Source organism: Paenibacillus sp. sptzw28 (assembly GCF_019550795.1).
Lineage (GTDB): Bacteria > Bacillota > Bacilli > Paenibacillales > Paenibacillaceae > Paenibacillus_Z.
In genome coordinates this window covers 5,486,893-5,509,835 of record NZ_CP080545.1, presented here as the reverse complement: position 1 = coordinate 5,509,835, position 22,943 = coordinate 5,486,893, and the positions used below count along the sequence as shown (strand labels likewise).

General features: G+C 47.5%; 28 protein-coding genes and 2 pseudogenes. 13 read left to right on the top strand and 17 right to left on the bottom strand.

Annotated features, from left to right (window positions below):
- The first annotated feature begins 30 nt into the window (after positions 1 to 30).
- Positions 31 to 522: a DinB family protein gene (locus KZ483_RS25610; RefSeq protein ID WP_220350351.1), complete on the top strand. Its 492-nt coding sequence runs from the start codon at positions 31 to 33 to the stop codon at positions 520 to 522.
- A 48-nt stretch (positions 523 to 570) separates the two neighbouring features.
- Here the strand turns inward: KZ483_RS25610 and KZ483_RS25605 are convergent, their stop codons facing one another.
- A complete protein-coding gene (locus KZ483_RS25605) occupies positions 571 to 939 on the bottom strand; it encodes a hypothetical protein (protein ID WP_220350350.1) in 369 nt (122 codons plus the stop codon).
- Between the two features lie 342 nt (positions 940 to 1,281).
- On the opposite strand from KZ483_RS25605, the gene KZ483_RS25600 reads away from it, so the two are divergent.
- Together KZ483_RS25600 and KZ483_RS25595 are read left to right on the top strand one after the other, a co-directional pair.
- The gene (locus tag KZ483_RS25600) at positions 1,282 to 1,725 is read left to right on the top strand and encodes a hypothetical protein (RefSeq protein ID WP_258881423.1); all 444 of its coding nucleotides are present in this window, start codon (positions 1,282 to 1,284) and stop codon (positions 1,723 to 1,725) included.
- An 80-nt stretch (positions 1,726 to 1,805) separates the two neighbouring features.
- The gene (locus KZ483_RS25595) at positions 1,806 to 2,354 is read left to right on the top strand and encodes a shikimate kinase (RefSeq protein ID WP_258881422.1); all 549 of its coding nucleotides are present in this window, start codon (positions 1,806 to 1,808) and stop codon (positions 2,352 to 2,354) included.
- 33 nt (positions 2,355 to 2,387) lie between these two features.
- Here the strand turns inward: KZ483_RS25595 and KZ483_RS25590 are convergent.
- From KZ483_RS25590 to KZ483_RS25545, 10 genes and pseudogenes are all read right to left on the bottom strand, one after another.
- Positions 2,388 to 3,609 (bottom strand): annotated as a pseudogene (locus KZ483_RS25590) (IS256 family transposase).
- 287 nt (positions 3,610 to 3,896) lie between these two features.
- Positions 3,897 to 4,646, bottom strand: a complete 750-nt coding sequence (locus tag KZ483_RS25585) for an SDR family oxidoreductase (protein ID WP_220350349.1) — start codon at positions 4,644 to 4,646, stop codon at positions 3,897 to 3,899.
- Between the two features lie 723 nt (positions 4,647 to 5,369).
- Positions 5,370 to 6,311, bottom strand: coding sequence for an NAD(P)-dependent oxidoreductase (locus KZ483_RS25580; RefSeq protein WP_220353678.1), 942 nt, complete (start codon positions 6,309 to 6,311; stop codon positions 5,370 to 5,372).
- 58 nt (positions 6,312 to 6,369) lie between these two features.
- Positions 6,370 to 7,329 carry an NAD(P)-dependent oxidoreductase gene (locus KZ483_RS25575; RefSeq protein WP_220350348.1) on the bottom strand — a complete coding sequence of 320 codons (960 nt, stop codon included), beginning with the start codon at positions 7,327 to 7,329 and terminating at the stop codon, positions 6,370 to 6,372.
- A gap of 170 nt (positions 7,330 to 7,499) precedes the next feature.
- Complete coding sequence (locus KZ483_RS25570) at positions 7,500 to 7,856, bottom strand: MerR family transcriptional regulator (RefSeq protein ID WP_220350347.1); 357 nt, start codon at positions 7,854 to 7,856, stop codon at positions 7,500 to 7,502.
- A gap of 108 nt (positions 7,857 to 7,964) precedes the next feature.
- Positions 7,965 to 8,129 carry a winged helix-turn-helix transcriptional regulator gene (locus KZ483_RS25565; RefSeq protein ID WP_309568614.1) on the bottom strand — a complete coding sequence of 55 codons (165 nt, stop codon included), beginning with the start codon at positions 8,127 to 8,129 and terminating at the stop codon, positions 7,965 to 7,967.
- Positions 8,130 to 8,159: 30 nt separating this feature from the next.
- Positions 8,160 to 9,712 (bottom strand): annotated as a pseudogene (gene tnpC / locus KZ483_RS25560) (IS66 family transposase).
- Positions 9,713 to 9,782: 70 nt separating this feature from the next.
- A complete protein-coding gene (tnpB, locus tag KZ483_RS25555) occupies positions 9,783 to 10,136 on the bottom strand; it encodes an IS66 family insertion sequence element accessory protein TnpB (protein WP_220350345.1) in 354 nt (117 codons plus the stop codon).
- Positions 10,130 to 10,471 carry an IS66 family insertion sequence element accessory protein TnpA gene (tnpA, locus tag KZ483_RS25550; protein ID WP_220350344.1) on the bottom strand — a complete coding sequence of 114 codons (342 nt, stop codon included), beginning with the start codon at positions 10,469 to 10,471 and terminating at the stop codon, positions 10,130 to 10,132. Before tnpA ends, tnpB begins: the two co-directional genes overlap by 7 nt.
- 151 nt (positions 10,472 to 10,622) lie before the next feature.
- Positions 10,623 to 10,964, bottom strand: a complete 342-nt coding sequence (locus tag KZ483_RS25545) for a winged helix-turn-helix transcriptional regulator (RefSeq protein ID WP_220350343.1) — start codon at positions 10,962 to 10,964, stop codon at positions 10,623 to 10,625.
- A gap of 225 nt (positions 10,965 to 11,189) precedes the next feature.
- Between KZ483_RS25545 and KZ483_RS25540 the strand changes: the two genes are divergently transcribed.
- Complete coding sequence (locus KZ483_RS25540) at positions 11,190 to 11,348, top strand: hypothetical protein (RefSeq protein WP_220350342.1); 159 nt, start codon at positions 11,190 to 11,192, stop codon at positions 11,346 to 11,348.
- Positions 11,349 to 11,610: 262 nt separating this feature from the next.
- Here the strand turns inward: KZ483_RS25540 and KZ483_RS25535 are convergent, their stop codons facing one another.
- Positions 11,611 to 12,801, bottom strand: coding sequence for a stalk domain-containing protein (locus KZ483_RS25535; protein ID WP_220350341.1), 1,191 nt, complete (start codon positions 12,799 to 12,801; stop codon positions 11,611 to 11,613).
- A gap of 81 nt (positions 12,802 to 12,882) precedes the next feature.
- On the opposite strand from KZ483_RS25535, the gene KZ483_RS25530 reads away from it, so the two are divergent.
- The 4 genes from KZ483_RS25530 to KZ483_RS25515 all read left to right on the top strand — a co-directional run bounded on the left by KZ483_RS25530 (position 12,883) and on the right by KZ483_RS25515 (position 15,091).
- Entirely contained in the window at positions 12,883 to 13,293 is a 411-nt protein-coding gene (locus tag KZ483_RS25530; protein WP_220350340.1) for an MFS transporter, read from the top strand.
- 326 nt (positions 13,294 to 13,619) lie between these two features.
- Positions 13,620 to 14,492: an MBL fold metallo-hydrolase gene (locus tag KZ483_RS25525; protein WP_220350339.1), complete on the top strand. Its 873-nt coding sequence runs from the start codon at positions 13,620 to 13,622 to the stop codon at positions 14,490 to 14,492.
- Positions 14,493 to 14,555: 63 nt separating this feature from the next.
- Positions 14,556 to 14,873 carry an HTH domain-containing protein gene (locus tag KZ483_RS29230; RefSeq protein WP_397376229.1) on the top strand — a complete coding sequence of 106 codons (318 nt, stop codon included), beginning with the start codon at positions 14,556 to 14,558 and terminating at the stop codon, positions 14,871 to 14,873.
- Positions 14,870 to 15,091, top strand: coding sequence for a hypothetical protein (locus KZ483_RS25515; protein ID WP_220350338.1), 222 nt, complete (start codon positions 14,870 to 14,872; stop codon positions 15,089 to 15,091). Before KZ483_RS29230 ends, KZ483_RS25515 begins: the two co-directional genes overlap by 4 nt.
- Positions 15,092 to 15,096: 5 nt before the next feature.
- On the opposite strand, the gene KZ483_RS25510 is transcribed toward KZ483_RS25515, so the two are convergent.
- Positions 15,097 to 15,687 carry an NAD(P)H oxidoreductase gene (locus KZ483_RS25510; RefSeq protein ID WP_220350337.1) on the bottom strand — a complete coding sequence of 197 codons (591 nt, stop codon included), beginning with the start codon at positions 15,685 to 15,687 and terminating at the stop codon, positions 15,097 to 15,099.
- 377 nt (positions 15,688 to 16,064) lie between these two features.
- On the opposite strand from KZ483_RS25510, the gene KZ483_RS25505 reads away from it, so the two are divergent.
- Entirely contained in the window at positions 16,065 to 16,625 is a 561-nt protein-coding gene (locus KZ483_RS25505; RefSeq protein WP_220350336.1) for a DJ-1/PfpI family protein, read from the top strand.
- Positions 16,626 to 17,405: 780 nt separating this feature from the next.
- Here KZ483_RS25505 and KZ483_RS25500 read toward each other — a convergent pair.
- From KZ483_RS25500 to KZ483_RS25490, 3 genes are all read right to left on the bottom strand, one after another.
- Positions 17,406 to 17,717, bottom strand: coding sequence for an SHOCT domain-containing protein (locus tag KZ483_RS25500; protein ID WP_220350335.1), 312 nt, complete (start codon positions 17,715 to 17,717; stop codon positions 17,406 to 17,408).
- Positions 17,718 to 17,910: 193 nt separating this feature from the next.
- Positions 17,911 to 18,027 (bottom strand): DUF5946 family protein, encoded by a 117-nt coding sequence (locus KZ483_RS29225; RefSeq protein ID WP_220350334.1) that lies wholly within the window; start codon positions 18,025 to 18,027, stop codon positions 17,911 to 17,913.
- 81 nt (positions 18,028 to 18,108) lie between these two features.
- On the bottom strand, positions 18,109 to 18,552 hold the full coding sequence (locus KZ483_RS25490) for an Lrp/AsnC family transcriptional regulator (RefSeq protein ID WP_220353677.1): 444 nt from the start codon (positions 18,550 to 18,552) through the stop codon (positions 18,109 to 18,111).
- Positions 18,553 to 18,575: 23 nt separating this feature from the next.
- Here KZ483_RS25490 and KZ483_RS25485 point away from each other — a divergent pair, with 23 nt between their 5' ends.
- From KZ483_RS25485 to KZ483_RS25470, 4 genes are all read left to right on the top strand, one after another.
- The gene (locus tag KZ483_RS25485) at positions 18,576 to 19,124 is read left to right on the top strand and encodes a flavodoxin family protein (RefSeq protein ID WP_258881421.1); all 549 of its coding nucleotides are present in this window, start codon (positions 18,576 to 18,578) and stop codon (positions 19,122 to 19,124) included.
- A gap of 137 nt (positions 19,125 to 19,261) precedes the next feature.
- Positions 19,262 to 19,696, top strand: coding sequence for an NUDIX hydrolase (locus KZ483_RS25480; protein WP_220350333.1), 435 nt, complete (start codon positions 19,262 to 19,264; stop codon positions 19,694 to 19,696).
- Between the two features lie 133 nt (positions 19,697 to 19,829).
- Complete coding sequence (locus tag KZ483_RS25475) at positions 19,830 to 20,738, top strand: DMT family transporter (protein ID WP_220350332.1); 909 nt, start codon at positions 19,830 to 19,832, stop codon at positions 20,736 to 20,738.
- Between the two features lie 37 nt (positions 20,739 to 20,775).
- Positions 20,776 to 21,255, top strand: a complete 480-nt coding sequence (locus KZ483_RS25470) for a GNAT family N-acetyltransferase (protein ID WP_220350331.1) — start codon at positions 20,776 to 20,778, stop codon at positions 21,253 to 21,255.
- 64 nt (positions 21,256 to 21,319) lie between these two features.
- On the opposite strand, the gene katA is transcribed toward KZ483_RS25470, so the two are convergent.
- Positions 21,320 to 22,783, bottom strand: a complete 1,464-nt coding sequence (gene katA, locus KZ483_RS25465) for a catalase KatA (protein WP_220350330.1) — start codon at positions 22,781 to 22,783, stop codon at positions 21,320 to 21,322.
- Positions 22,784 to 22,943 lie beyond the last annotated feature (160 nt).

Here is a 22,943-nt window from a genome sequence, read left to right as displayed (position 1 = left end):
AGCGTTGAGCAATCTATTGGGGGGATTGTAATGGATGACTTTGTGGGTAAGGGTGAACTTTTGCGTCGGCTTCATAATGGATATGAAGATTTTAATGAAGGTATCAAGCGGCTTACGCCCGAGCAGATGGAAACATCAGGCGTGAACGGTAAGTGGAGCATAAAAGAGGTTATCTCGCATTTTATTGCTCATGAACAGTTCGCCTTGACTGAAATTCGTTATGCGCTTGCAGGAAAGCACTACGAGCCTGAGGATACCGACATAAATATTTTCAACGAGCAGGCTGTTGCAGTTCGACGTGACCAATCTCTTGACCAAATCATTCAGGCATGGGATGCCTCCTTTAGGCAGATTGTTATGGTCGTAGAGGAATTGCCGGAATCTGAATTTGATCCATTTGGGGAATTCACCCGGTTGCTTGGGGACACGGTTGATGGAGCGCTCGGAAACAATACTTATCAGCATTACGCAGAGCATCTTTTAACAATAATGACTTGGATTTCTAAGCTGCCGAGAGAATAGTCCAGTCATACCTACTGTTTGAAGGATAAATGTGAAAGTGTGGAAACATTATTCATTTAAAGTAGTTATAACCGTAGATACTTTTTTGTCCAATTCCTCATCTGGTTGTTTCGGAGGGGTATACACAAATAGATACCTTTCATTAACTGTGTAAAGCTTACGGTTACTTTGTTTTTCCTCTACATTGTGTTCTAACCGGGTTTTTCTTTTATTTAGCGCCTTTTTATCTTTTTCAATATATACACCTAACCTTGCTCTATCATTCAAGACAAAGTCGTAATATTCTTGAGTCCACTCATCCCCATATTGGACCTTGATACCCTCTTTTGTTAACGCTTGTGATATTTCTTTGTCAGACATATCACCACAAGCTGTCAATAATACGGCAACAAACACAAACAATAATATTTTATTCATGAGTAATCCTCCAGTGTTAAAAACCATGTGGAAAATAAGAAACGAGGGCTGTTTAAAACAGCCTTTTTCTTTTTTCAGGATTCGCAAGGTGAATCATGAGTTCCTGCATCATTAGACTATTGCCTGGGGTTACACGCTCATTATAGGAAGTTTCTTCAACGGGTGTCTATTGGTAGATTAAACCAATGAGCAGTGGACTAAGGTGGGAAATAGGAGGTACTGATGAAAAAGTATTATTCGTAAAGGGGGAATGAAATTGGGTGAAAAAAGAAAGTTGTTATTCGGAATTTCAATAAGTTTGAATATATTACTTATCGTGATTGTAGCTTGGGGAATCATTAGATGAACTCTGTTAAAGAGCAGATGAACTTTGTTAAAGAGCAGATTCTTGTTAAAGAAGTGCAACATAATTTAGTAGAATTGGAAGGTTTAATTGCCAACCAAAGTGATAGTAATTGGTCTGAACCCAACTTGGTTACAACTGAATTAGGAGATGTATTGAACGGAATTTGGCTTGGAATGACTACTGGCGAACAATTAGGAACATTTTCTAAAAGGGATAATGAAATTCTTAATAATTTGTACGCCAAATTAAATCAATATCCCAGTGATGAATTGTATAGTTTCGTTGATTTAACCGGAGAGGATAAAAAGAATTTTGAAGAGCTGCGGAAAACACTTCGTCACGTAGGATTGGGGTTAAATATCTCAATAAGTGCAAGTATGGATTCTTTTTTGAAGCAAGCAGAGGAACTAGGAGAGAAAATCAATTCGCCAATCAAATAGAACAACTAAGCAGTGGACGCCGAGGGTAGGACGTATACGAACGTTATGCGGGGTGGCATGAGTTCAACGGAAGAGTGGGGATGAATATGAATATAGTTCTTATAGGCATGTCCGGAGCTGGTAAAAGCACATTAGGTGTGATCCTTGCAAAAGCTTTAGGAATGGATTACGTGGATACAGATATTGTTATACAACAACATGAAGGTAGATTGTTACAAGATATAATTGATAATGATGGTATTGAAAAATTTATGGAAGTCGAAGAAAAAATCTTGTCTGAGTTGCAACTAAAAAACTGCATTATATCTACAGGTGGAAGTGTTATATATTCAGAAAAAGCTATGAATGTCCTTAAACGTGGTGGACAGATCATTTATTTACATGTGCCATATGAAGAAATTAAAAGGAGACTAACAAACATAACAAACATAACAACCAGAGGCATTGTAATCAAGAAAGGAAATAGCCTTAAGGACGTTTATGAGGAAAGAGTTCCTCTGTACAATAAGTATAGTGATAATACTCTTGATTGCTCGAATAAGGATATTGAACATTGTGTTAGTGAAATTATAGAGAAAATACAAGAAAGCCATTGCGATAATTCAGGGTCTGTCAAATCTTTTGTGTAAACTCTTTTCGTGCTTTCCCCCGAGGGGGAAATTTTATCGCAGATGCTGTCCGATGCGGTCCGGATAGAAAACGGAGAGCTGCAGCAGCATTTGACCCCAGTTTTGAACGCGGCCTGTCCATTTACGCGTAACATCCATGGTGGCCAGATAAAGCATTTTCAACAAGGATTCATCCGTCGGGAAGATGCTTTTTCCCTTCGTCACTTTGCGAAGTTGGCGGTGGTAACTCTCGATGATGTTGGTGGTGTAAATGAGCTTGCGGATTTCGGGTGGGTACTTGAAGAAGGTGGCCAGCTCATCCCAGTTATTGCGCCAAGAGCGAATGATGAGCGGGTACTTATTCCCCCAGGTTTCCTCGAAGCGATCGAGTTCGACGAGTGCCATTTCTTCCGTCGCTGCTTTGTAAATCGGCTTCAGGTCAGCTGTTACCTTCTTTAGATCCTTGTAAGAGACGTAACGGGTGGAGTTGCGGATCTGGTGGATGATACACTTCTGAATATCCGTTTTCGCGTAACAAGCCTGAATGGCTTGGCTGAAACCGGTCAGATTATCGACACAGATGATAAGGATATCATGCACGCCCCGGTTCTTCAGGTCGTTTAGAACATTAAGCCAGAACTTGGCGGATTCATGCTCACCAATCCACATGCCCAGTACATCCTTGTTGCCATCCAGGTCGATGCCGATTACCATGTAGGCGGCTTTGTTTACAATAGCGCCATCTTGCTTCACCTTGAAGTGTATGGCATCCAGGAAGACAACCGCGTACACGCCTTGGAGCGGCCGGTTCTGCCATTCTTTAATCAAGGGAATGATCTTGTTGGTCACGTTAGAAATAAAGGTGGGAGAGACCTCGATCCCATACAGATTTTGCAGGTGATCCTGAATCTCACGCGTGCTGACACCTTTGGCATAGAGGGCGATAATCTGGTCTTCAATGCCGGTCACATTAGACTGGTGCTTCTTCACCACGAGGGGGTTCAAATTCCCCTTGCCGGTCACGGGGAACGGCGATCTCCTGATCACCATACTCACTTACGATGGTTTTCTTACTCTTGCCATTACGACTGTTGGTTGTCTGTTTGTTCTGCATATCGTGCTTCTCATAGCCCAGATGTTCATCCATCTCGGCTTCCAGCATCTCCTGCAGCGTTTCGGCAAACAGCTCTTTCAACGCATTTTGTGCATCCTGCGCAGAGACCAACTTATTCTCCTTGATGAACTGCCGGAGTTGCTGCTTCGTCCATAATCCCATGTGTTCTCCCCAACCTTTCTTCTACTTCCATTGTAATGGGTTTAGGAGTTTACACAATCTATTTTACAGACTCATAATTCACCTAACGGATGACGATGATGTGGAGTTACATGCCGCCCAACTGGCTCTCATAAGGGAGCTTAAAAGCGTATGAATCCGTCAAGTGTTGGTTCTACCCGTGTATAGAAAAAGGAGCGAACCTTCGTATTTAAGAAGGTTCGCTCCTTTGTAGTTTTTTGACACTCGGCTCTTTCTGCAAGCTTCGTCCAAAACGGAGCTTGATGTTACTATAGGCCTTGTGCAAATCCACCGTCAACAGGAAACTCGACACCGGTGGTGAAGGTCGCATCGGCGGCCAGGAACAGGGCGGCTGCAGCGACTTCCTCGACCGAGCCGTGCCTCTTGAGAGGAGTAATCTCGTCGCCCTGCTTCATAAACTCGGCCCGTTCTTCTTCTGTCAAGCCTGGAACGCCCATTGTCGGGGTATCAATGTAGCCGGGGGCAACGGAATTCACTCGGATCTTCCTTGTCAGGAACTCGGAAGCGAGCACCTGAGCGATAGCTCCTACTGCTTCCTTAGATCCGGAATATGCGCTTATACCGGGGAAAATCTTATCATTGGCAACCGTTGTGAAGACAATCGCACCACCGTCATTAATTAGTGGGGCAAGGCGCTGAATCGTGAAGAACGCGCCTTTGGTGTTGATATTAAAGTGCCGATCCCAGGATGCCTCGGTCACCTGCTCAAGCAGGTTAATTTCTGCGATGCCGTGATTGACAAAAACGTAGTCGATGCGGCCCAGCTTCTCCTGGGCGAGGACACCGAGCGCGTCAATGTCGGCCATGTTCGCCGCGTCGGAGCGCACGGCATGCGCCGCCTCTGTCTTGAGATATGACCGAGCCTCTTCGATTTTTTTCTCGTTGCGGCCGGTGAACACGACTTCGGCCCCTCCTTCCAAAAGCGCCTTGACAATCGCGAGCCCCATACCATGGGTACCACCTGTGACGACGGCTTTCTTTCCAGCATACTTGTTCATATGAATCCTCCCTAAATGGTTTGATTTCAGCCTCGAATCAAACTTTAGAGTAAGATGGCAGAATTGGAAAGTACGCACTTTAATGTGCTATTAACACCAAATAGTTATATAGGTACCGATAAGTGCCTGCGCAGTGCATCCATGTTTAATTCAGAACAAACGTAATCGTAAAATCTCTGACGCCCTTATCGCCATAATAACTCCATAGAACAGGATTTCCACCATTAACTTCTTCCTAATTAAATCCATCCTTACTAATTCCGAAGTAAACCTGTTCACCATCCGGTGTTCTCTTTTCCTTAAAGTGTACAAATAAATATGCTTGCATTATTTGTGACCCCTCCAATAATTTTGTATACTTCGCTTCTGAAGATCGCTGCGCAAAATTCGTAGCCTTGTGCTGGTGGACGCCTTTTGATAATGAATTCATTAATTAGATTATATAAACATTAATTATTTTCATATTAAGATATATTTAGTTCGACTGCAATACTTAATAAAAGAAATTCTGAGTCTTTCGCAGGCCGATTGAAACGGTGGACCAATGCTTCCGGAATCATCGAATGTCTTGAGCGGGACGCTATCGATTCCTTTGATTACAGTCCTGACGCAAATACAAAGCACCCATTCTGTATACGAATGAGTGCCCCTAAGTTAGTTTTATTTCTCTGTCTGCAAAATATATCGTCAGCCTTTCTGAATCCTACAAGGAATGTCCTATTTTTACGGACGGTCACCGGACTTCTCGAAGAGTTCAATAAGGCTGGTGAAGCTATCATCGGCATGACCACTCGCAATACCACGCTCGAATACATCTAGGACGGCTGCGGGTAGAGAAGGATCAACACCGGCTTCTTTGGAGGTATGAACGACGTGCTTGATGCTTGCTAAACCCATAGCTAGTTTTTCAACGTCACCATGGTACATTCCTGTGTCGATACGGGGGGTGTAGAACTCAAGTAAATTAGGCATCGTGAATAGGATTTTTGAAACGTATGGCAGGAACTGTTCAGCTGTGATGCCATTCGCTCGCGCCACCGCAAGGGCATGAAGGTAGCTGAGCATTGAAGTCCAGAAGACATCTATCTGAGTCTGGTAAAACAACATAGCAAGTCCTGGGTCTTCGCCCTTATAATCAGTGCCTGTTAGCACCTCAAGTGCCTTCCTATGAGCTTCGAAGATGTCACTTGGACCACTATAGAGTGTAGTAGACTCCCCATTACCGATTTCTGAAGGTGAGGCCAACACGCCACCGGTGAGATGCCAGGCTCCGCGTCCGGTTAACCATTTTGCTGCTTCGCGGGCTTTCTCCGGGGTATCTGAGCTCAGGTTGACAATAACTTTGCCGGTTAGTTTCTCCGAGACCGATTCGAATATAGCGTACATTGCATCATAGTCCGTTAAGCTGAGGATGACCAATTCGTTGGGGGCAAGCGCCTCGCTGATAGTAGATGCCCTAATGGCGCCATTTGTCACGAGCTCGTCTGCTTTGCTTGAAGTTCGGTTCCACACGGTAACCTCGTAACCGCGATTCAAGAAAGCGCTAACCATCGCCTTGCCCATGGGACCTAACCCGATGATTGTGACCGGTGAGCGGTTCCCAGCTTCTTTAGTATCATCAATTGAGTCTTTGTTTAATTTCTCACTTTGGTTACTACTATTCATGGAGAAACTCCCTTCAGCTTGATAAATCGGCATGGTGATAAATACCATATCATAATTCTTATTCCACCCGTTGCGATTTCCTGAGTATCTCAACCAGTGATGAGATGCTGTGGTCCCGGTGACCTGTCGCTACCGCTCGCCTAAGCAGATCATGCATGGGGGCGTGCCAAGTAACGTCAATGTTTGCCTCCTCACCAACCTCAAGGTCGTATTCGATAGTCTCATGGAAGATGCCGACAGAGGAGGCTGGCTTGGTATAATCACCAGTATCGATCTCCTCCGCAAAACTTGGCAGGACCGATCCGATCATCTCCAGCCATTTAATGGTATACGGTACCAGCGAGCTTGCCTTCAGGCCGCGTTCCGTGACAAGGGCGGCACCCTGGAAGAAACCAAGAAGAGCCGGCAACAATGTGCCTCCCACGGCGAACTCGTAAAGTTTAGCGAGGTCCGGTTCGCCTCCAAGGTAGACGGTATCGCCGCCTAGCACCTTGAGCGTCTCCACGTGTTCGTCGAACGTAGCCTTGTTACCGCTGTAGTACAGGAGGGTATCCGGTTTCCCTACGGCTGCGGGTACATTTTTGACTGCTCCGTCGAGGAAATTCGCACCTTGTTCAGTTGCCCACGCGGCCATCTTGCGAGCGCCTGCAGGTGTACCGGAGTTCAGAGAGACCAGGGTTCGGCCAGCAAGTCCAACTCCAGCCGGTTCCATTGCCTGAATCGTGGCATCATAAGTGGTAAGACATGTTATAATTAATGGGCTTGCCGAGATTGCGTCCTCGATCGTATCCGCGTGTACCGCATCCATGGCAACGAGGGGAGCAGCTTTCGCGGCGCTGCGGTTCCAAACGGTTGTCTTATGTCCCGCTTTGACGAATGCTTCGGCCAGCGCTGATCCCATGTTGCCCAAGCCGATGACTGATACTGATAAGCGATCCATGTCCATCACCTTATCTCCAGTAACGGTAGAGTTGTCATTCAAATATTTCCCTACCTTACTTTGATCTTTCTTCTCCAATTGAAAAACCTCCCCAATAAGTTAGTTAATTTGAACCGAAAACGCTTCTCTGCGTGTTCGAACCTCATTCTAAAGTATTACACTAGTGTAAGGGTCAAGAGGTGCCGCAGGAATAAAAAAACGACCACAGAGCAAATGACGATGCTCCATGGCCTAGCTGTGAATAAATGTTATTTTTTAGACAACGTCAGAGAGATTTGACGTTTCAACACTCTCTTCAAATGTTGAAGCGCCGCGATCTGACGATCAACTTGAGACAGCTTCTCTTCGTACATGGCCAGCATTGCTTCGCAATACTCGTAATCGTCAGGGTTTGCGATCTCATCCTTGAACAGCTGACCAATTTCATCTGCCGTCAACCCGAGCTTTAAATATAACTGGATGGCCATGACTCGATCGACGGCAGACTCGGCGAAACTCCGATAATCGTTCTCTAGCCTATCTGCTTGCAATAGCCCTTTTTTTTCGTAATGCCGGATGGAACGAATGCTGACGGTGGTCAATCGGGATAACTCACCTATTTTCACTTTTATGTACCTCCTTGCTAATGCTCCAGCCTGCAAATACAAATTGAATCCACATATTCCTGAATACGAGTTTACCATTTGGAAGTTCCAGTAATAAGTGTCATCTCCTCATTCGGAACAGGAGGACTTCCATTTACGCTGATTGATATATAGCTCACCCCACTCGTCCAATTGGTCAAATATTGATTTCAGCGTCATTCCAAATTCACTCATTTCATAGACAACTTTTGGCGGTACTTGAGTAAGCGTCCCATCACGTACAACTAGCTCCATCTCCATCTAAGACCAAAAGTTTTGCGATAACTATCCCATAACGCGACAAGTAATCGGAAGCATAGATGACCATGGCAAATAAGGCTCGAGCGCCTCTGGATTTTGTGAATCCGGAAGCTGCGGAAGCTGCTCGAACAGGTACTTTAAATATTGAAATGGAAGAAGTCCGTTTTCCTTCGCCGTCTCGATGACGCTGTAGATCGCCGCACTTGCCTTCGCGCCGCGAAGCGTATTCGCAAATAACCAGTTCTTTCTCCCGATTACGAATGGCTTGATCGAGCGCTCACTGCGATTATTATCGATCTCGAGCCGACCATCCTTCAGGAAGGCAGTCAATTTCTCCCACTGATTCAGGCTGTAAGCAATCGCTTTTCCAACCAGACTCTTCGGCAGTGTTTGAGAGCGCTGTTGCTTGAGCCATACCGAATAAGCCTCCAGGATCGGAAGGCTTCGCTTCTTTCGCTCGGCATATCGTTCTTCTGGCGAAGCATCCTTCAGCTCGCGTTCAATATTGAAGAGAGCATTGCAGTAAGCCAGTCCTTGACTAGCTACCGAATCCTTGTTACCTCTCGTCGCTGACGGGGCTGCTTTCAACGCTTCATCGTATTTACGCCGCGCATGTGCCCAGCACCCCACAAGAGTCACACAAGGAACCTTATGATAGCCCGCATAACCATCGACATGCAGGTAACCTTTGAACCCGGATAAGAAGATTTGTGGATGCTCGCCGCCACGTGTCTTCTGGTAATCGTAGATGACCGCCGGCGCTACACCGCGTCCGGTGCGATACAGCCACAAATACGAGGACGATTGAGCAGACTTCCCAGGCTCACGCAGCACCTGCAGTGTCGTCTCATCTGCATGAAGCACATCCTGCCTTAGCAGATAAGCTTTCATCACGGAGACCAATGGCATGAGCCATTTCTGTGCACCATAGATCATCCAATTCGCCATCGTCTGACGAGATAACGTGTATCCAAGACGCGCGAAATGCTGCTCTTGCCGGTATAACGGCAAGCGTCGACGTATTTCTGGCTCATAACGTAAGCCATGCTCGACGGTGATGCCAAACTTCCCGGATAAACAGGTTTTGGCATCGCAGCTGTGACGATCGGGGTTTCAATATCTTCACGTTCACAATGACGGCAGGCATACACATTTCGCTCGTGACGGATGACCTTCACTTGTGGCGGTACAACGGCAATTTTATTGCGCGTCTCTGTACTCATCTCGTGAAGGAACCCACCGCAGCACGCACATACTTGCTCGCCTTCCTCCAGTGAATAGGTGATTGTTTCTACTGGAAGCTTGGAGAGATCCTCTGTTCGCTTGCCGGATGATTTGCGCCGCTCGTAGGTAATTTGTTCAGACCGCGGCTCTTCACCAGCAGGTGCTGCAATCATTTCGGCTTCGTTGAACAACGGGAGTTCTAATTGATCCGGATGCGTCTGCTCACTGGAAGCACCGAAACGCTTCTTCTGCGCTAAGCGGAACTGCTCTTCGTACCATTTGAGCTTGGCCGATAGTTCGATGATTTGTTGTTGTAGGGATTCGATGGTTGGCGTATCTGCATGTTTTTCCATACTTTACTCATTAGATAGAAAAAACCCAATCCCTGTAAGGGCCTATGACGAAATGATTACAAAGATGTGTCTAAATGACGGTAACGGCATTAACCTTGGGATGGGCTTGCCGCTGGCTAAGTGAAAGACCATCCAGCAGCCAGCGAAGCTCCCTGCTGGAAATGGCTACTACTTCTTCCTTGCCTGTAGGCCATTGAAATCTGCCACGTTCTAGGCGGCGATAGTAAAGCCAGAACCCATTGTGATCCCAATATAGAATTTTGAGCTTGTTGCATGCCCGGTTACAGAATACGAATAAGCCGGAGTAGAACGGATTCAGACCAAAGCTTTCCTGAACGATGGCAGCAAGTCCGTCGATCGACTTGCGCAGATCGGTGGAACCACAAGCAAGAAACACACGCTGATTGCTTGGAAAGGTCAGCATGGTGAAGTAAGCGCGTGAATCACTTCGCGCAAAAGCATGGGGTCAAAGCCGGAATGAAGCTCGATACTGGCTTCACCGATATGAAGGATTAGAGAAGGAGCAGGAGAAACGCTGCCAGGTGGATCTACAGTGGCAAGAGGTACAAACTGTACGGGAGAAGTCTTTGGATCTGGAGTAGCTGAGGATGATACACGCTTTATTTTGTACAGCCAATATTTCAATTGTTCGACAGAACAATGATTTGCGGAGCACCAAGCTTTCATCGTGAGGCCACTTGCCCGATAGGCTGCGATGCGTGTGTGCCAATCTTGTCTGCGTTGTTCTTTGGCATTCATGAGTTACCCTCCGTATTCAGGTTAATCTCATGATCTCATAGCTAGGTTAGTAGTTGAAGGTGTGGAGAGTTTGACGCTTACGAACAAACAAAATAAGCCCGGCCCGTGTTGGTATGGCCGGCTCATTTTGATTTGTTTAATGAGAACAGGGTCACTTCTTTCGGTGTAGCTGTCCTTGAATAAATTTTTCTCCCCACTCACACATTTGATCCAAGATCGATTGAAGTGACTCACCTATTTCCGTCATTTCATAGACCACTTTCGGCGGTACTTGATTGTAGACCGTCCTTAAGATAAGTTGATCTTCCTCCAGCTCCCGCAGCTGCTGAGTTAACATTTTTTGCGTAATGTCCGGCATTGCCTTTTTAAGCTCGCTCGTTCGTTTGGGTCCGTAGGATAAGTGGCATAAAATCAATGTCTTCCACTTGCCGCCGATAACTTCGATTGTGGCTTCCGCCGGGATGTTATACTTTCGTTTCAGTTGCGGTTCCATGAATGGTTTCCTCCTGTAGAGAAACGTGATTTCAAGGTACTTTTCGGTACCTATAGTACATTTTGGTGTTAATAGCAGAATAAAGTGCGTTCTTCCCTATTTGTATTATATGACACATAATGCCATTATACCAACATTACGAGATCGGAAAATGATGAAAGGCTGTTGAGGTATGCTTTTGACCCGGGGCTGTATAATGACGATCTGTGGAAGGGGATTTTGGAAATGAGGAAAAAGAAAATGAATCAGCAGCATGGCAAAATATCTTGGGGGTTGCTGTACGTGCTGTGCGGGGCAATTTTCCTTGAAGGGATCGACGTGTCGATGATGGGGGTGGCCCTCCCATCGATCCGCTCCGAACTGGGATGTCCACCAGCGCGCTGAGTGTCCTGTATCATTTAAATACGATCTTCTATAGCATAAACCCGAACTAATCTCCATTAAGTTCGGGTTTATGTGTTACACCGGCTCGGCTTAGTCCTGGTGTCTACCGCCGCCGCACCGTAGCGATGTCTATCTGAAGGAAAAATCCCATAAACGGGATATCGTCTTCCTGGTTTGCAAATAAATGCCCCCGAGCTTCCGCTGAAGCTTCGGGGGTGCAGCTTTACAAAGGGATGAACTGCACTGTTCTATTCCTGCTCGTCTATTTCTTGGCGAACAGCGAGAGCGGAATTGCGAACTCCTTCTCGCCCTGAGTATGTGAAGTGTACTGATCAAGCGAGTAGTGCACAATGATCGAATCGCCGCGCAGGAAGAAGTTTTGTTCGATGTTGTCACCGTACAGATCAAAATCTTGCGCAGGGTCGATCGCTTCCAACGGCTTGGTCAATTTGATGCCCTTTTCTTCGACTTGCTTTTTGATCTCGGAAGCGATGATCTTCAGGTAGTCCGGATTGTCGTCTGCCGTTTGCTTCAACGTCAGAACATTGCCTGTCCCCAGATCGAATGTATACGGATCATGATCGTAAGTATACAGATTATCCGGATTCGCTTGTTGTTCCGTGACGCCCGTGTAGGAATAGATATCGAAATGCAGGCTCAGCTTGTTGTTCTTATTGTAAGTAAACGTATAATCGACGTTATAGCTGAACCGCTTGGCCTCCGCCTTCGCCTTCTCCGTAGGATCGTGGTCGACCGAGTTTTGGTTCATATTCAGTATTTTTGCCCCGTTCGTGATATACACTTGAGCGGTTTCCTCAAGGGCAATGTTGATTTTTTTCTCAACATCTTTGTTCACCAGCCCCTCAAGCTGCGGATACTGAACGGTGATCGTCGTTTTGCTGTCGATGTCGTTCATCTTGTACGATTTGGTCTTGTTGATGAGCTTGACGTTGTTCTCGGCAGCGGCTGTGATCGTAATCTGTTTCGTCTTCGTGATGTAACCGATCCTGAGCCCCAATTGCTCCAGGTAGCGAAGTGGCAAATAAATTCTTCCATCCTTCATGATCGCCGGTGTCGCGGAAATACGATGGCCGTTCAGCGTGAACTGTCCGGCGCCTGCCTTGATTTCCATTGTCTTGTTCTTCCCGTAGATGGAGACGGTCCGCGTCTTACCGTTCCATGCCGCCGCCAGGCCAAGATCCTTGCCGATAGTGCCGAGGCCGACGAATGTTTGGCCGTTTGCTGAGACCACGGGCACCGACCGCGATGCACCGTTTATTTGCATCTGCATATTCTTCTGCACCGGATGAACGGCCGGCGCCGCTTCCGCCTTGTTCACAGGCACCGCTAACGACGCGGCTCCCGAGCCGAGCAACAGCGATGCCGCCACCGGCAATACCAGACCGAGAAGTTTCGAGCGTTTTCCATTCATTTCTGCAGCTTTGTTTTTCATCCTTCTCCACACCTTTTCGTTCGATAGTTTCTGTTTCTGAATAGGATTGTACCTCCGCCTACCACCCGAAGTGGTTACAAAATGGTTAATGCGGCTTCCTCCCCGAGGCTGTATATAGGTGTGGATGCCATACTGGCACCAACGCTCACTCCCCGACCTGTGAGCCGATTCGGCAATATGAGGGTCATATTCGGAGGGTTATGTCTTGCTGCACTGTCCTATGCGCTGTTCCTGCCGGTTGGCCTCGACTGGAGCTATGCGGCCAAGTTTCCGACGATGATTCTTACCGGTATCGCTTTTGCGCTGACCTATGGGCCGCTCACCATCGCTGCCACGGACGGTATCGCGGAAGAAGAACAAGGACTTGCCGGCGGCCTTCTAATTTTCTGGGAACGGAACGGGTACCATATGTACGGAGATCCTTTTAAGGAACAGCGCTATGACTTTGACGAGAAGGGGATATCCCCTTCTTTTTTTATGTTCGTGTCGTAACCGACTCGTTACGAACGGGCAGGTATGCGAGAATGAGATCGGGCTTCCAATATTTTAAAAGCCCGATCTCTGTTCATTAGAGGTGTGTCAATCGTTCCATTTTGCGCTCCGCTGGAACACATTGGAACTAGTGACGTAACTTTCTCAGCCGTATTTTTTTATCCGCAAATTTATTGTTGACACCCTGTTGTCAACAATGGCGGAGTACAATATCCTTATCGAATCTGATGAAAGGATGTTGGATATGGAAATGAACAACCAATTGGATTAAATGCAAGGAGTGGTTGTGCGCGGGAGACTGCTCGCTATGGGGGGAGGTGGAGCCAATGGCTGAGAAAACACGATTGCCCGGAAACGCCCAAGGCGATTTCTACGTAAACTCGGCTTGCATCGATTGCGATATTTGCCGTCAGCTGGCTCCTGAGATTTTCACCGCGATGAACGGATTGTCCGCTGTCGCTCGGCAGCCCGAGACGGACGAAGACAGGCGGCGGGCATTCCACTCCTTGCTGGCTTGTCCTACTGGTGCAATTGGCAGCGAATTGAAGGACGGACTGGTCGAAGCCATGAACGAGTTCCCGCTGCTATTGTCGGAGGACGTGTACTTCTGCGGCTACTCTTCGGCCAAATCATACGGTGGTCATAGCTATTTCATCAAGCGTCCCGAAGGCAACTGGCTGATCGATGCACCTCGTTTCGTGGCTGCGCTGGTGAAGAAATTGGATGAACTCGGCGGCATAAGCACCATATTCCTAACTCACAACGATACGGACGAAAAAAGCGATGCCGACAGGTATGCTAACCGTTTCGGGGCGGAAGTCGTTATCCACGCCGACGAAGAGGCCCGGAGAGACGGGAAGGAATGCCTTTTGACGGGTGCGCAGCCCGTTCAATGGCATCCGGATTTGACTTTATTGCCTGTGCCTGGTCATACGAAGGGCCACACGGTACTGCTCTATAAGGATACTTATTTGTTCGCGGGGGATCATCTCCATTGGGACCGGCATATGCGCGGGCTCAGCGCGGTACGGGATTACTGTTTTTATTCTTGGATCGAGCAGACGGAATCCATGGAGCGGCTGGAACGGCATTCGTTTCGATGGGTGCTGCCTCGCCATGGGGAATGGATCGAATTGGAACGAACGTCCATGAATCAAGAATTAATCGATTTGGTAGAACGGATGAGAAATACCGACTGAAGGGCCACAACGGAGGGATACAGGATGAAGCTGGAGAGATTGATGGCGATTACAATTTTCTAGCTGAATCGCAAGCGCGTTCAGGCGCATGAATTGGCAGAGAAGCTGCAGGTATCGCTTCGAACGGTTTATCGGGACGTCTGGCATACTCATAGTCCTAATCGGGGTTTTTATATTCGCCAGATTTTACTCAATCCTCGTTATCGCAGATTTAAGCCTGACACTACGCGGCCAAGACGAACCCGAGTCACCGTCTTTAACCTTGAGTTAGATATTATCAGGTTGTTATCCAATTCAAGGGAGATGAGGCGGTTTCGTTTAATCGGACTAAAAAAACGGAGGCCGACGGCTATGCGCACTTACTGCGGGCGGAATCGATGATATTCTGTAAGGATCGCGGCTGGATCATCGGCATGGTGATTACGGCTCTGCTCACCGCACTGCCTGGGCTTCTCCTTGCTGCAAGAGTTCGGCGCACGAGCACAAATAAGGACATAACCGGGAATCTGGTTATGTCCTTATTGCTGTTTGAGCCGACGAAGGGGATTTCGCTTCGCATGCAGGAAAAGCCGTGTGGCAGACGAATTCAGCTTCTCTAAAGCACCTAAGTTACGACCTTTGAGTCTATGTCATAATGCAGTCCGAGATGATAAGCATGCGTCAGGAGACTTTCGATAATTTCCGGCCTGGAATCCAAAGAGTCATATAAGATCTCAACCTTGCTATTCGAGATACCGCAGAAACCGGCAATTCCGAGGTTCAGGTGATGTTCCATCATCTTATCGTACTGGTATTTCTCATAGTGTCCTTTCGGAGCTGACGCTAGACCGAGCCACAATACTTTTTTATGATGCAGCTTGCTCGTGCCGTACGCAAACCCATTGTTCCATACACGGTCGATATATCCCTTTAGCATGGCTGGAAAGCTGTGCCACCAAACGGGAAAAATATAGGCGAGAGCGTCATGTTTCTTCATTCGTTCGATTTCCGTCTCAACCTCAGGCGAATAGATCTTGCGATCAGATGAGGATTCGGGTTCATCTGACTCCCATAACAAAGGATTAAACCCGATGCGATGCAGATCAAGCACCTCCGTCTCATGTCCCGCATCAGCGAGTCCCTGTGCAAATCTGTCTGCAACAGAAAAAGTTAAGGAATTCACCCTTGGGTGCGATACAACGGTCAAGATTTTCATAGACGTCACCTTCCATACTCTTACTTTTTAGTTCGAATGAGGTTCGATAAGATTATCTAATAAGCAGTATAAAAAAGGAAGAACGCACTTTTTTGTGCTATAAGAACTAAAAAGTGATATAGGCACCGAAAAGTACCTATTAAATCTATTTTGCCCCATTAGCTGCCGCGGTGGCTTAGAGTGATTTTCAGATAAGCTGATTCTTATACATTCTTATTTATCATTTGATCAGACGGCTCCGCTCGCAAAGACGATCAGAACATTGCCGATAAACCCTTAAATCCGAGGGACGGATTACCTCAGCAATTAATGAACATACCCTTTTTGATGGGGGAGTATGAATAAGGAAGAGCAATTTTTAATCAGAGGTGACATTCATGTCTAAGAGAATTCTGATTTTGACAGGTGATGCGGTAGAAGCCTTAGAAGTGTATTACCCGTACCTTCGGATAATGGAGGAGGGTTATGAGGCCGTAATTGCTTCGCCGAAGAGAAAGGTTCTGCGCACTGTCGTTCATGATTTCGAGGGATTGGACACATATACAGAAAAACCGGGCTATCAACTGCCAGCACATATCTCGTTTAGCGAAGTCATTCCCGAAGGATACAGCGGCCTGATCATTCCGGGAGGTAGAGCCCCCGAATACATCCGCCTCGATAAACATCTCCCCAGAATCGTCAGTCATTTTTTCGATATGAACAAACCCGTCGGTGCGATATGCCATGCCGTGCTCGTGCTGACCGCGTTGAATAAAAAATGGTATTTTGAAGGGCGGACCATGACTGCCTATCCTGCATGCCGTTTCGATGTGGAAAATCTGGGTGCCATCTATACAACTATTACGCCATTTGTGGATGGAAACCTTGTATCCGGACAATTATGGCCGGATCTTCCCGGTCTCATGAGAGAGTTTCTTAAGCTCGTTAATGCACAATAACTTTAAAAATCCTCTGGCAAAATTCGCACCGCCAATAGGCATCGCATCATAGTTGAAAACATTTGAATCATAAAGGTTTTTGGCTTTTATTTCTTGAACACTTAAAGATTATGACAACAATAAACTTTACCGTTTTGCCGCCTTCAAAGGCTTTAAATCGGGATGTCGAATGCCTGCGCATCGTGGTGTACACGAGAAATCAGCCTCTCGAGGTCAAGGTGTGTCCGAGTGGTTACCCGGGTATCGTGTTTTAGCTTGCAGTTGATGAGACCCGACAAACAAGAGGGACGGGCTCATCGAGTTGACGCTGGAATATATTCGCTACCTTATCTCGATATTTCAGTGAAGGAGCTTGTAGCTGCTTTTCATATTTCAGAGCGTCAATTTCAGAAGCGATTCACCCGTGTCGTAGGCATGCCGCCGTAATTGTACATCAGGGTAAGGCGCGTCAATAAAGCGAATGATGCATTCAGGGCAGTTCGAACGATTGTCCGACGTCACCTATGCGCTGAATTATTACGATCAGTCTTATTTTATACGCGATATGAAGTTGTTCTTCTCCTGGGTAAGTCCGAAACAAATAGCGATGAAGGTTAGTAAATTTCATGTGGAGCAAAAGAAACCACTGTGCCTTTTTTACAGGATCTTGCTGCTCAAGGATATATTGCACTCAGTTTCGATGCATGGCAGCATGTGGAACGAGGAACAGAATCGCCGCAGGAGATTCTTGGACGCGTATTTGGGAACTTTAGGCGTCATATGTGGCCCATCCTCCACCCTTTACCATTTCTCATTTAAAATTTCACTACGCTTCTGAAGGTACTCATCTTCTGTTATGAGGCCTTCCACCTTTAATCGTTCCAATCGGCGCAACTTGCTCTCGAAGTTTTCCGGTTCTGGTTCACGATTAGTAGCCTTCTGCTCCGATGACTGGACTTCGACGTCCCATTCGGAAATTCCACGGTTACCGAAGAAATTGACTCCGTGACTAATTGTGATCCCCAAGGCAACAAGTGTCCAGATAATGCCGAACCAGCCAATATTTATAATCACTGTCAAGCCGATCACAGTAAATATGCCACCGACAACCATCCTTAGCAAAGATGCCGCTTTGCTAGGACGCACACGTCCTCTATAGAACATAACCTACCTCCATTTGATGCATCGAAGAGACATACGAAACCTTAAAAGAACGGGGTATTTCTGTTTCGGAAAAACGAAATAGAGTGTTATAGAATTCAAGCGCACTAAAAGTCGTGTCTTTGGAGAATTGGAGCCATCTCATCTAGCGTTCTGCGCCACTCGGATCCGAGAACTCTAATGCCAAGAACTCGTCAAAAATCGATTGGCACGTGCTTTCTTCAATATGTACTGCACCACAAACCGCACAAGATTCCGACATCTATTTCTCTCCTGTCTCACTGATACTATTTTGAAAATTATGGTCTCCACTCCCCCCACCAGCGTATAAGGGATCTAGCAATCAATTATCTTCCGAAAGAGTCGGTTCCAGCAATTTGTGGTTAATGGGGGAGGATAGAACGACCAAAGTAGTGGAATTGCCGAATTTATCAATTGAGTTTTCGAAAACTTCCAATTCATGAATAGATTCGGTCAAGACTTTCAGTAAGTAATTGTACTCCCCGCTTATTCTGTGACATTCGATGACGGATGGGGAGGAACGGCAAAATTCAACGAACGCATCGCAATCGTTTGTGCGAAATAATACGTAAGCGGCGGACTTTTTCCCGATTTTATCGGGAGGGACGATAGCACGATACTGCTCGATAACCCCGCTCTCTTCCAGGCGCCGGACTCTTTCCGTTACGGCGGGCTGTGACAATCGGACGAGCTTCCCGAGTTCAGTCATAGATATTCTGGCTTGATTTTGCAGGTGCAGAAGGATTAGTTTATCGACCTGGTCAATCAAAGTGCTTCACGCAGGTCTCATTGCACTTCATTGATGATTTCATTTCGAGTTTTCTTCGTGACTGCCGGTCCTGCCGTCTTCCCGGCGGCGAATGCGCCATAACGGACCGCTTCCGGACTTTGTTCTTCGACCACTTTCTCCCAGCCCAAGGCGTCGTGTTCTGCTCGCCGGTATATTGGTACGGCTTATCGGCCCAGACGAAGGCATTCTTTGACCGTACATTCTGCTACTATGCAGCTTCCTATCCGGGCTCGGCCGAGGTCATTGAGGGGATGACGGGCAAGCGTGTCGGCCTGGTCCTCGCTTCCGAGGAGACTTACCCTGGCGCTTCGCTTGGCATTGTTCACCAGCTGCAGGAATATTCGCGATATACGCGCTCCGAGTTCGTCGGCATTGTCCGCGGAATCGGCAACAGCCGCGGCGAGGTTGCGCGTGACCCCGGCTCACCGCTGCTCGCGGCCGAGCAGCTTGGGCGTGAATTTTTTGAGCGTAAGTATTCGGATTTCCGCCTCGACACCGAAAGAAGCGGGAGAGTCTGGCCATTGTCCGAACCCGGCATTAATCCATAGTTCGCGAGTAGAGTGGTCTGTTTCCGAGGGGCATTTCGAGTGTCTTTACTTGTTATGACACACCGACACCGGGTTCCAAATTGAGAGAAAGGGTGTTAGAGTGGATATTATTGTTCTTTTTCCAGGAGGTAATATCCATGTTTATCGTGAATGTCGAGGGTGCCGTTTATAGCGGTGACATGTGGCTCATAATTAAACGCAGCGCGAAAGAAAAGCATGCCGGAGGAACCCTGTCTCTTGTCGGCGGAAAAGTCGATAATGAGAGCAGCTCTGTGGAAATTCTCGAGAGGACTGTAAAACGGGAGATACTTGAGGAGGTAGGTATTGAGATAATGGACAACTTGCACTATGTTTACAGTTCCTTGGTTACCTTGGACACCGGATCTAACTTCATAAATATAGTCTTCCTATGTCCATACAATAAGGGAACGGCGTACTGTAAGAGTCCGGACGAGGTAGAAGCGGTCTATTGGATGACCTTTGATGAAATTATGAATCACCCCAATACTCCGCCGTGGATGAAAGAAAGTGTAATCAGGGCTGAAGAAATCCGGAAGCGGTTGGATCAATAAATTGCCTAATGGTTTTTAGAAGACATCTGCTGAAGGGAGCAGATGTTTTTTGGTCCAACTGGAAGCTCGACTAAGTAAGCGTCGCAAGCCTGAAGACGGCCTCTATTTTCAACTGGAAGGGGATTGAGTTCTAATGAATAATGGATGGACGTATTTTCGTCTTGTGGCGGCCTCCTTTTTTTGGGGAGCCAGCTTCAATGCCGGAGCATTAGCGCTGCAGGCGATGCCTCCTTTAACGGTAACGGCCTGGAGATTTATTATTGCGTCCGTATTGATGCTCATGTTATTTTTCAGTAAGGAAAGGCCGACTTGGCAGCGAATTCGCTCTTCAATTTGGGCTTATATCCTGCTGGGCGTCGTCGGCGTGTTCGTAACCAATGCGCTGCAGTTCACGGCACTGAAGCATACATCTCCCATTCACCCGGCCCTGATTATGGCTACGAATCCGATTGTGACCGCAATCTTGGCTGCCCTCCTACTCAAGGAGAAGCTTCACGCCCGGCAGGCGATGGGGATGCTGCTCTCGGTGATTGGAGTTCTCTTTGTGATTACCAAAGGGTCATTCCTGCAGCTTACCTCCGTATCGATTGGAGACGTAATGGCGATGGGAGCGAATATCAGCTGGGCGCTTTACGGGGTGCTCGGGAGAAAGTTTCTGAAGGACAGCACGCCGCTGGCAACCACTACGATGACGATGCTGGTAGCCACGATTTGCCTGCTTCCATTTGCGAGTGTCCAGCATGCCGATGTCTCGAACGACGTGCTGACTACAGCCTGGCTTAGCATCGCTTACATAGGTTCGTTTGGTGCGGTATTGACCTTCCTTTGGTGGAACCAGGGTATAGCAACCGTCGGAGCAAGCAAGACTTCCGTCTTTTTCAACCTGGTGCCTGTTGTAACGGTCATTATTTCGGCTATAATGGGTGAACCCGTCGGTTGGATCCAGATTGTGGGGACCTTCTTCGTTATAATGGGAGTCGTTATCGCTACTCTGACTGTCCGGGAACAGCGAAGAACAACAAGCATGGGCGAAAAGTTCTAATGGGGGAGCTGATAAAGTGATCCTTGAAACGGAAAGAATGACGTTACGTTCAATGAGAATGGATGACGTGGATAATTTACTGCAAATTTTCTCAGACCCGATCGCAATGACATACTATCCTTCGACGAAAGACCGGGCTGAAACCATCAAATGGATTGAGTGGACGCGAAAGAACTATGCCAGCTACGGTATTGGATTATGGGTTGCCGAGCTAAAGGAAGATGGTGCGTTTGTGGGGCAGTGCGGACTGGTGCTGCAGGAAGTGGATGGCAAGCAGGAGGTTGAAATCGGATATTCGTTTGTCCGCAAATACTGGGGGCTGGGGCTAGCGACAGAGTGCGCAATTGCTTGCAGAGACTACGGGTTTGGCAAGATGGGATATGAACGGTTGGTGTCATTAATCTCTATTAACAATATTCCCTCCGTCAAAGTAGCAGAGAGGGTCGGCATGACACTGGAGAAGGAAATCATCAAGTGGAACAAGCCGGTTAAAGTCTACGCGATAACCAAGGACTGATTGAAAAAAGCCTTAGACCATTACAAGTCTAAGGCTTTCGGCATTTTCGTCTGCAGTTAAACTGCTAAACTTCCTGTGGTACGGTCAAACCAAGCCCCTCTGCAACGCGCTGTCCGTATTCGGGATCCGCTTTATAGAAGTGCCCGATTTGACGAAGCTTAATTTCGTCTTTCTCAACAGGCTTCATGGCACCGACTATATTAGCCACCAGACGGGAACGCTCTTCCTCGCTGAGCAGACGGTACAGGTCGCCGGCTTGCGTATAATGATCATGACGATCATAGGCAACGCTGTCGGCCTGACCGGTTACCGGGTAAGCAGCCGGTTTGTTTTGCGGTGATTCCGTCGGTCCGCCGTAGCTGTTTGGCTCGTAATACACGGAGCCCCCGCCGTTATTATCGGAGCGCATTTGCCCATCGCGCTGATAATGGTTCACTTCCGCCTTAGGTCGGTTAATCGGCAGCGTATTGTGGTTGGTGCCGACACGGTAACGGTGAGCGTCGGCATATGCGAACAGGCGGCCCTGGAGCATTTTATCAGGGGAAGCTTCAATGCCGGGCACGAACGATCCGGGGGAGAATGTCGCCTGCTCAACCTCGGCGAAATAGTTTTCCGGATTGCGGTCGAGTACCATCCGTCCCACCTCAATTAGAGGATAGTCTTTCTGCGACCATACCTTCGTCACATCGAACGGGTCGAACCGGTAAGTATCCGCATCCTCCAGCGGCATGATCTGCACATGCAGCTTCCACGCCGGGAAGTCGCCGCTCGCGATAGCGTTGAATAAATCTTCCGTATGGTAATCGGGATTGTCGCCTGCAAGCTTCGCAGCAAGCTCTACGTCAAGGTTTTTGATGCCCTGCTCCGTTTTGAAATGATATTTCACCCACACACCCTTGCCCTCGGCATTGACCCACTTGAACGTATGGCTGCCGAAACCGTGCATATGCCTGAGCGTCGCGGGGATACCGCGGTCGGACATTAATATTGTCACCTGGTGCAGGGATTCGGGGGATAAGGACCAGAAATCCCATACCGCGTTCGGGTTTTTCAAGTGCGTCTGCGGATGACGCTTCTGTGTATGGATGAAATCGGGGAATTTAATCGCATCGCGAATGAAGAACACAGGCGTATTGTTGCCGACCAGGTCATAGTTGCCTTCCTCGGTGTAGAACTTCACGGCGAATCCGCGCGGGTCGCGAACCGTATCGGCCGAGCCAAGCTCGCCGGCAACCGTTGAGAAACGAATGAACATGGGAGTGCGTTTGCCAACCTCCGATAAGAAATCAGCTTTCGTATAAGCGGATAAATCATTCGTCACTTCAAAATAACCATGCGCTCCCGCGCCTTTCGCGTGAACGACGCGTTCCGGAACCCGTTCCCTATTGAAGTGCGCCAATTTCTCCAGCAGGTGGACATCCTGAATCAATGTCGGGCCGCGTGATCCGGCTGTCATTGAGTTCTGATTGTCCCCGACAGGGGCACCCCAGCTGGTCGTAAGCTTGTTGTTTTTGTTGTCTGTACTCATAATAGAATCACCTCATAGAAATGTTATGAATTTGCCCATATAGATATGATAACAGTTCTCAGTATAAAAACAATACTTATTTATAATAATTCTAAATTGTTTCCGGGTGAATGTATGAAACATAGTCGTGTTTTGCTTCTCCCGAAGAGCGGACCCGAGT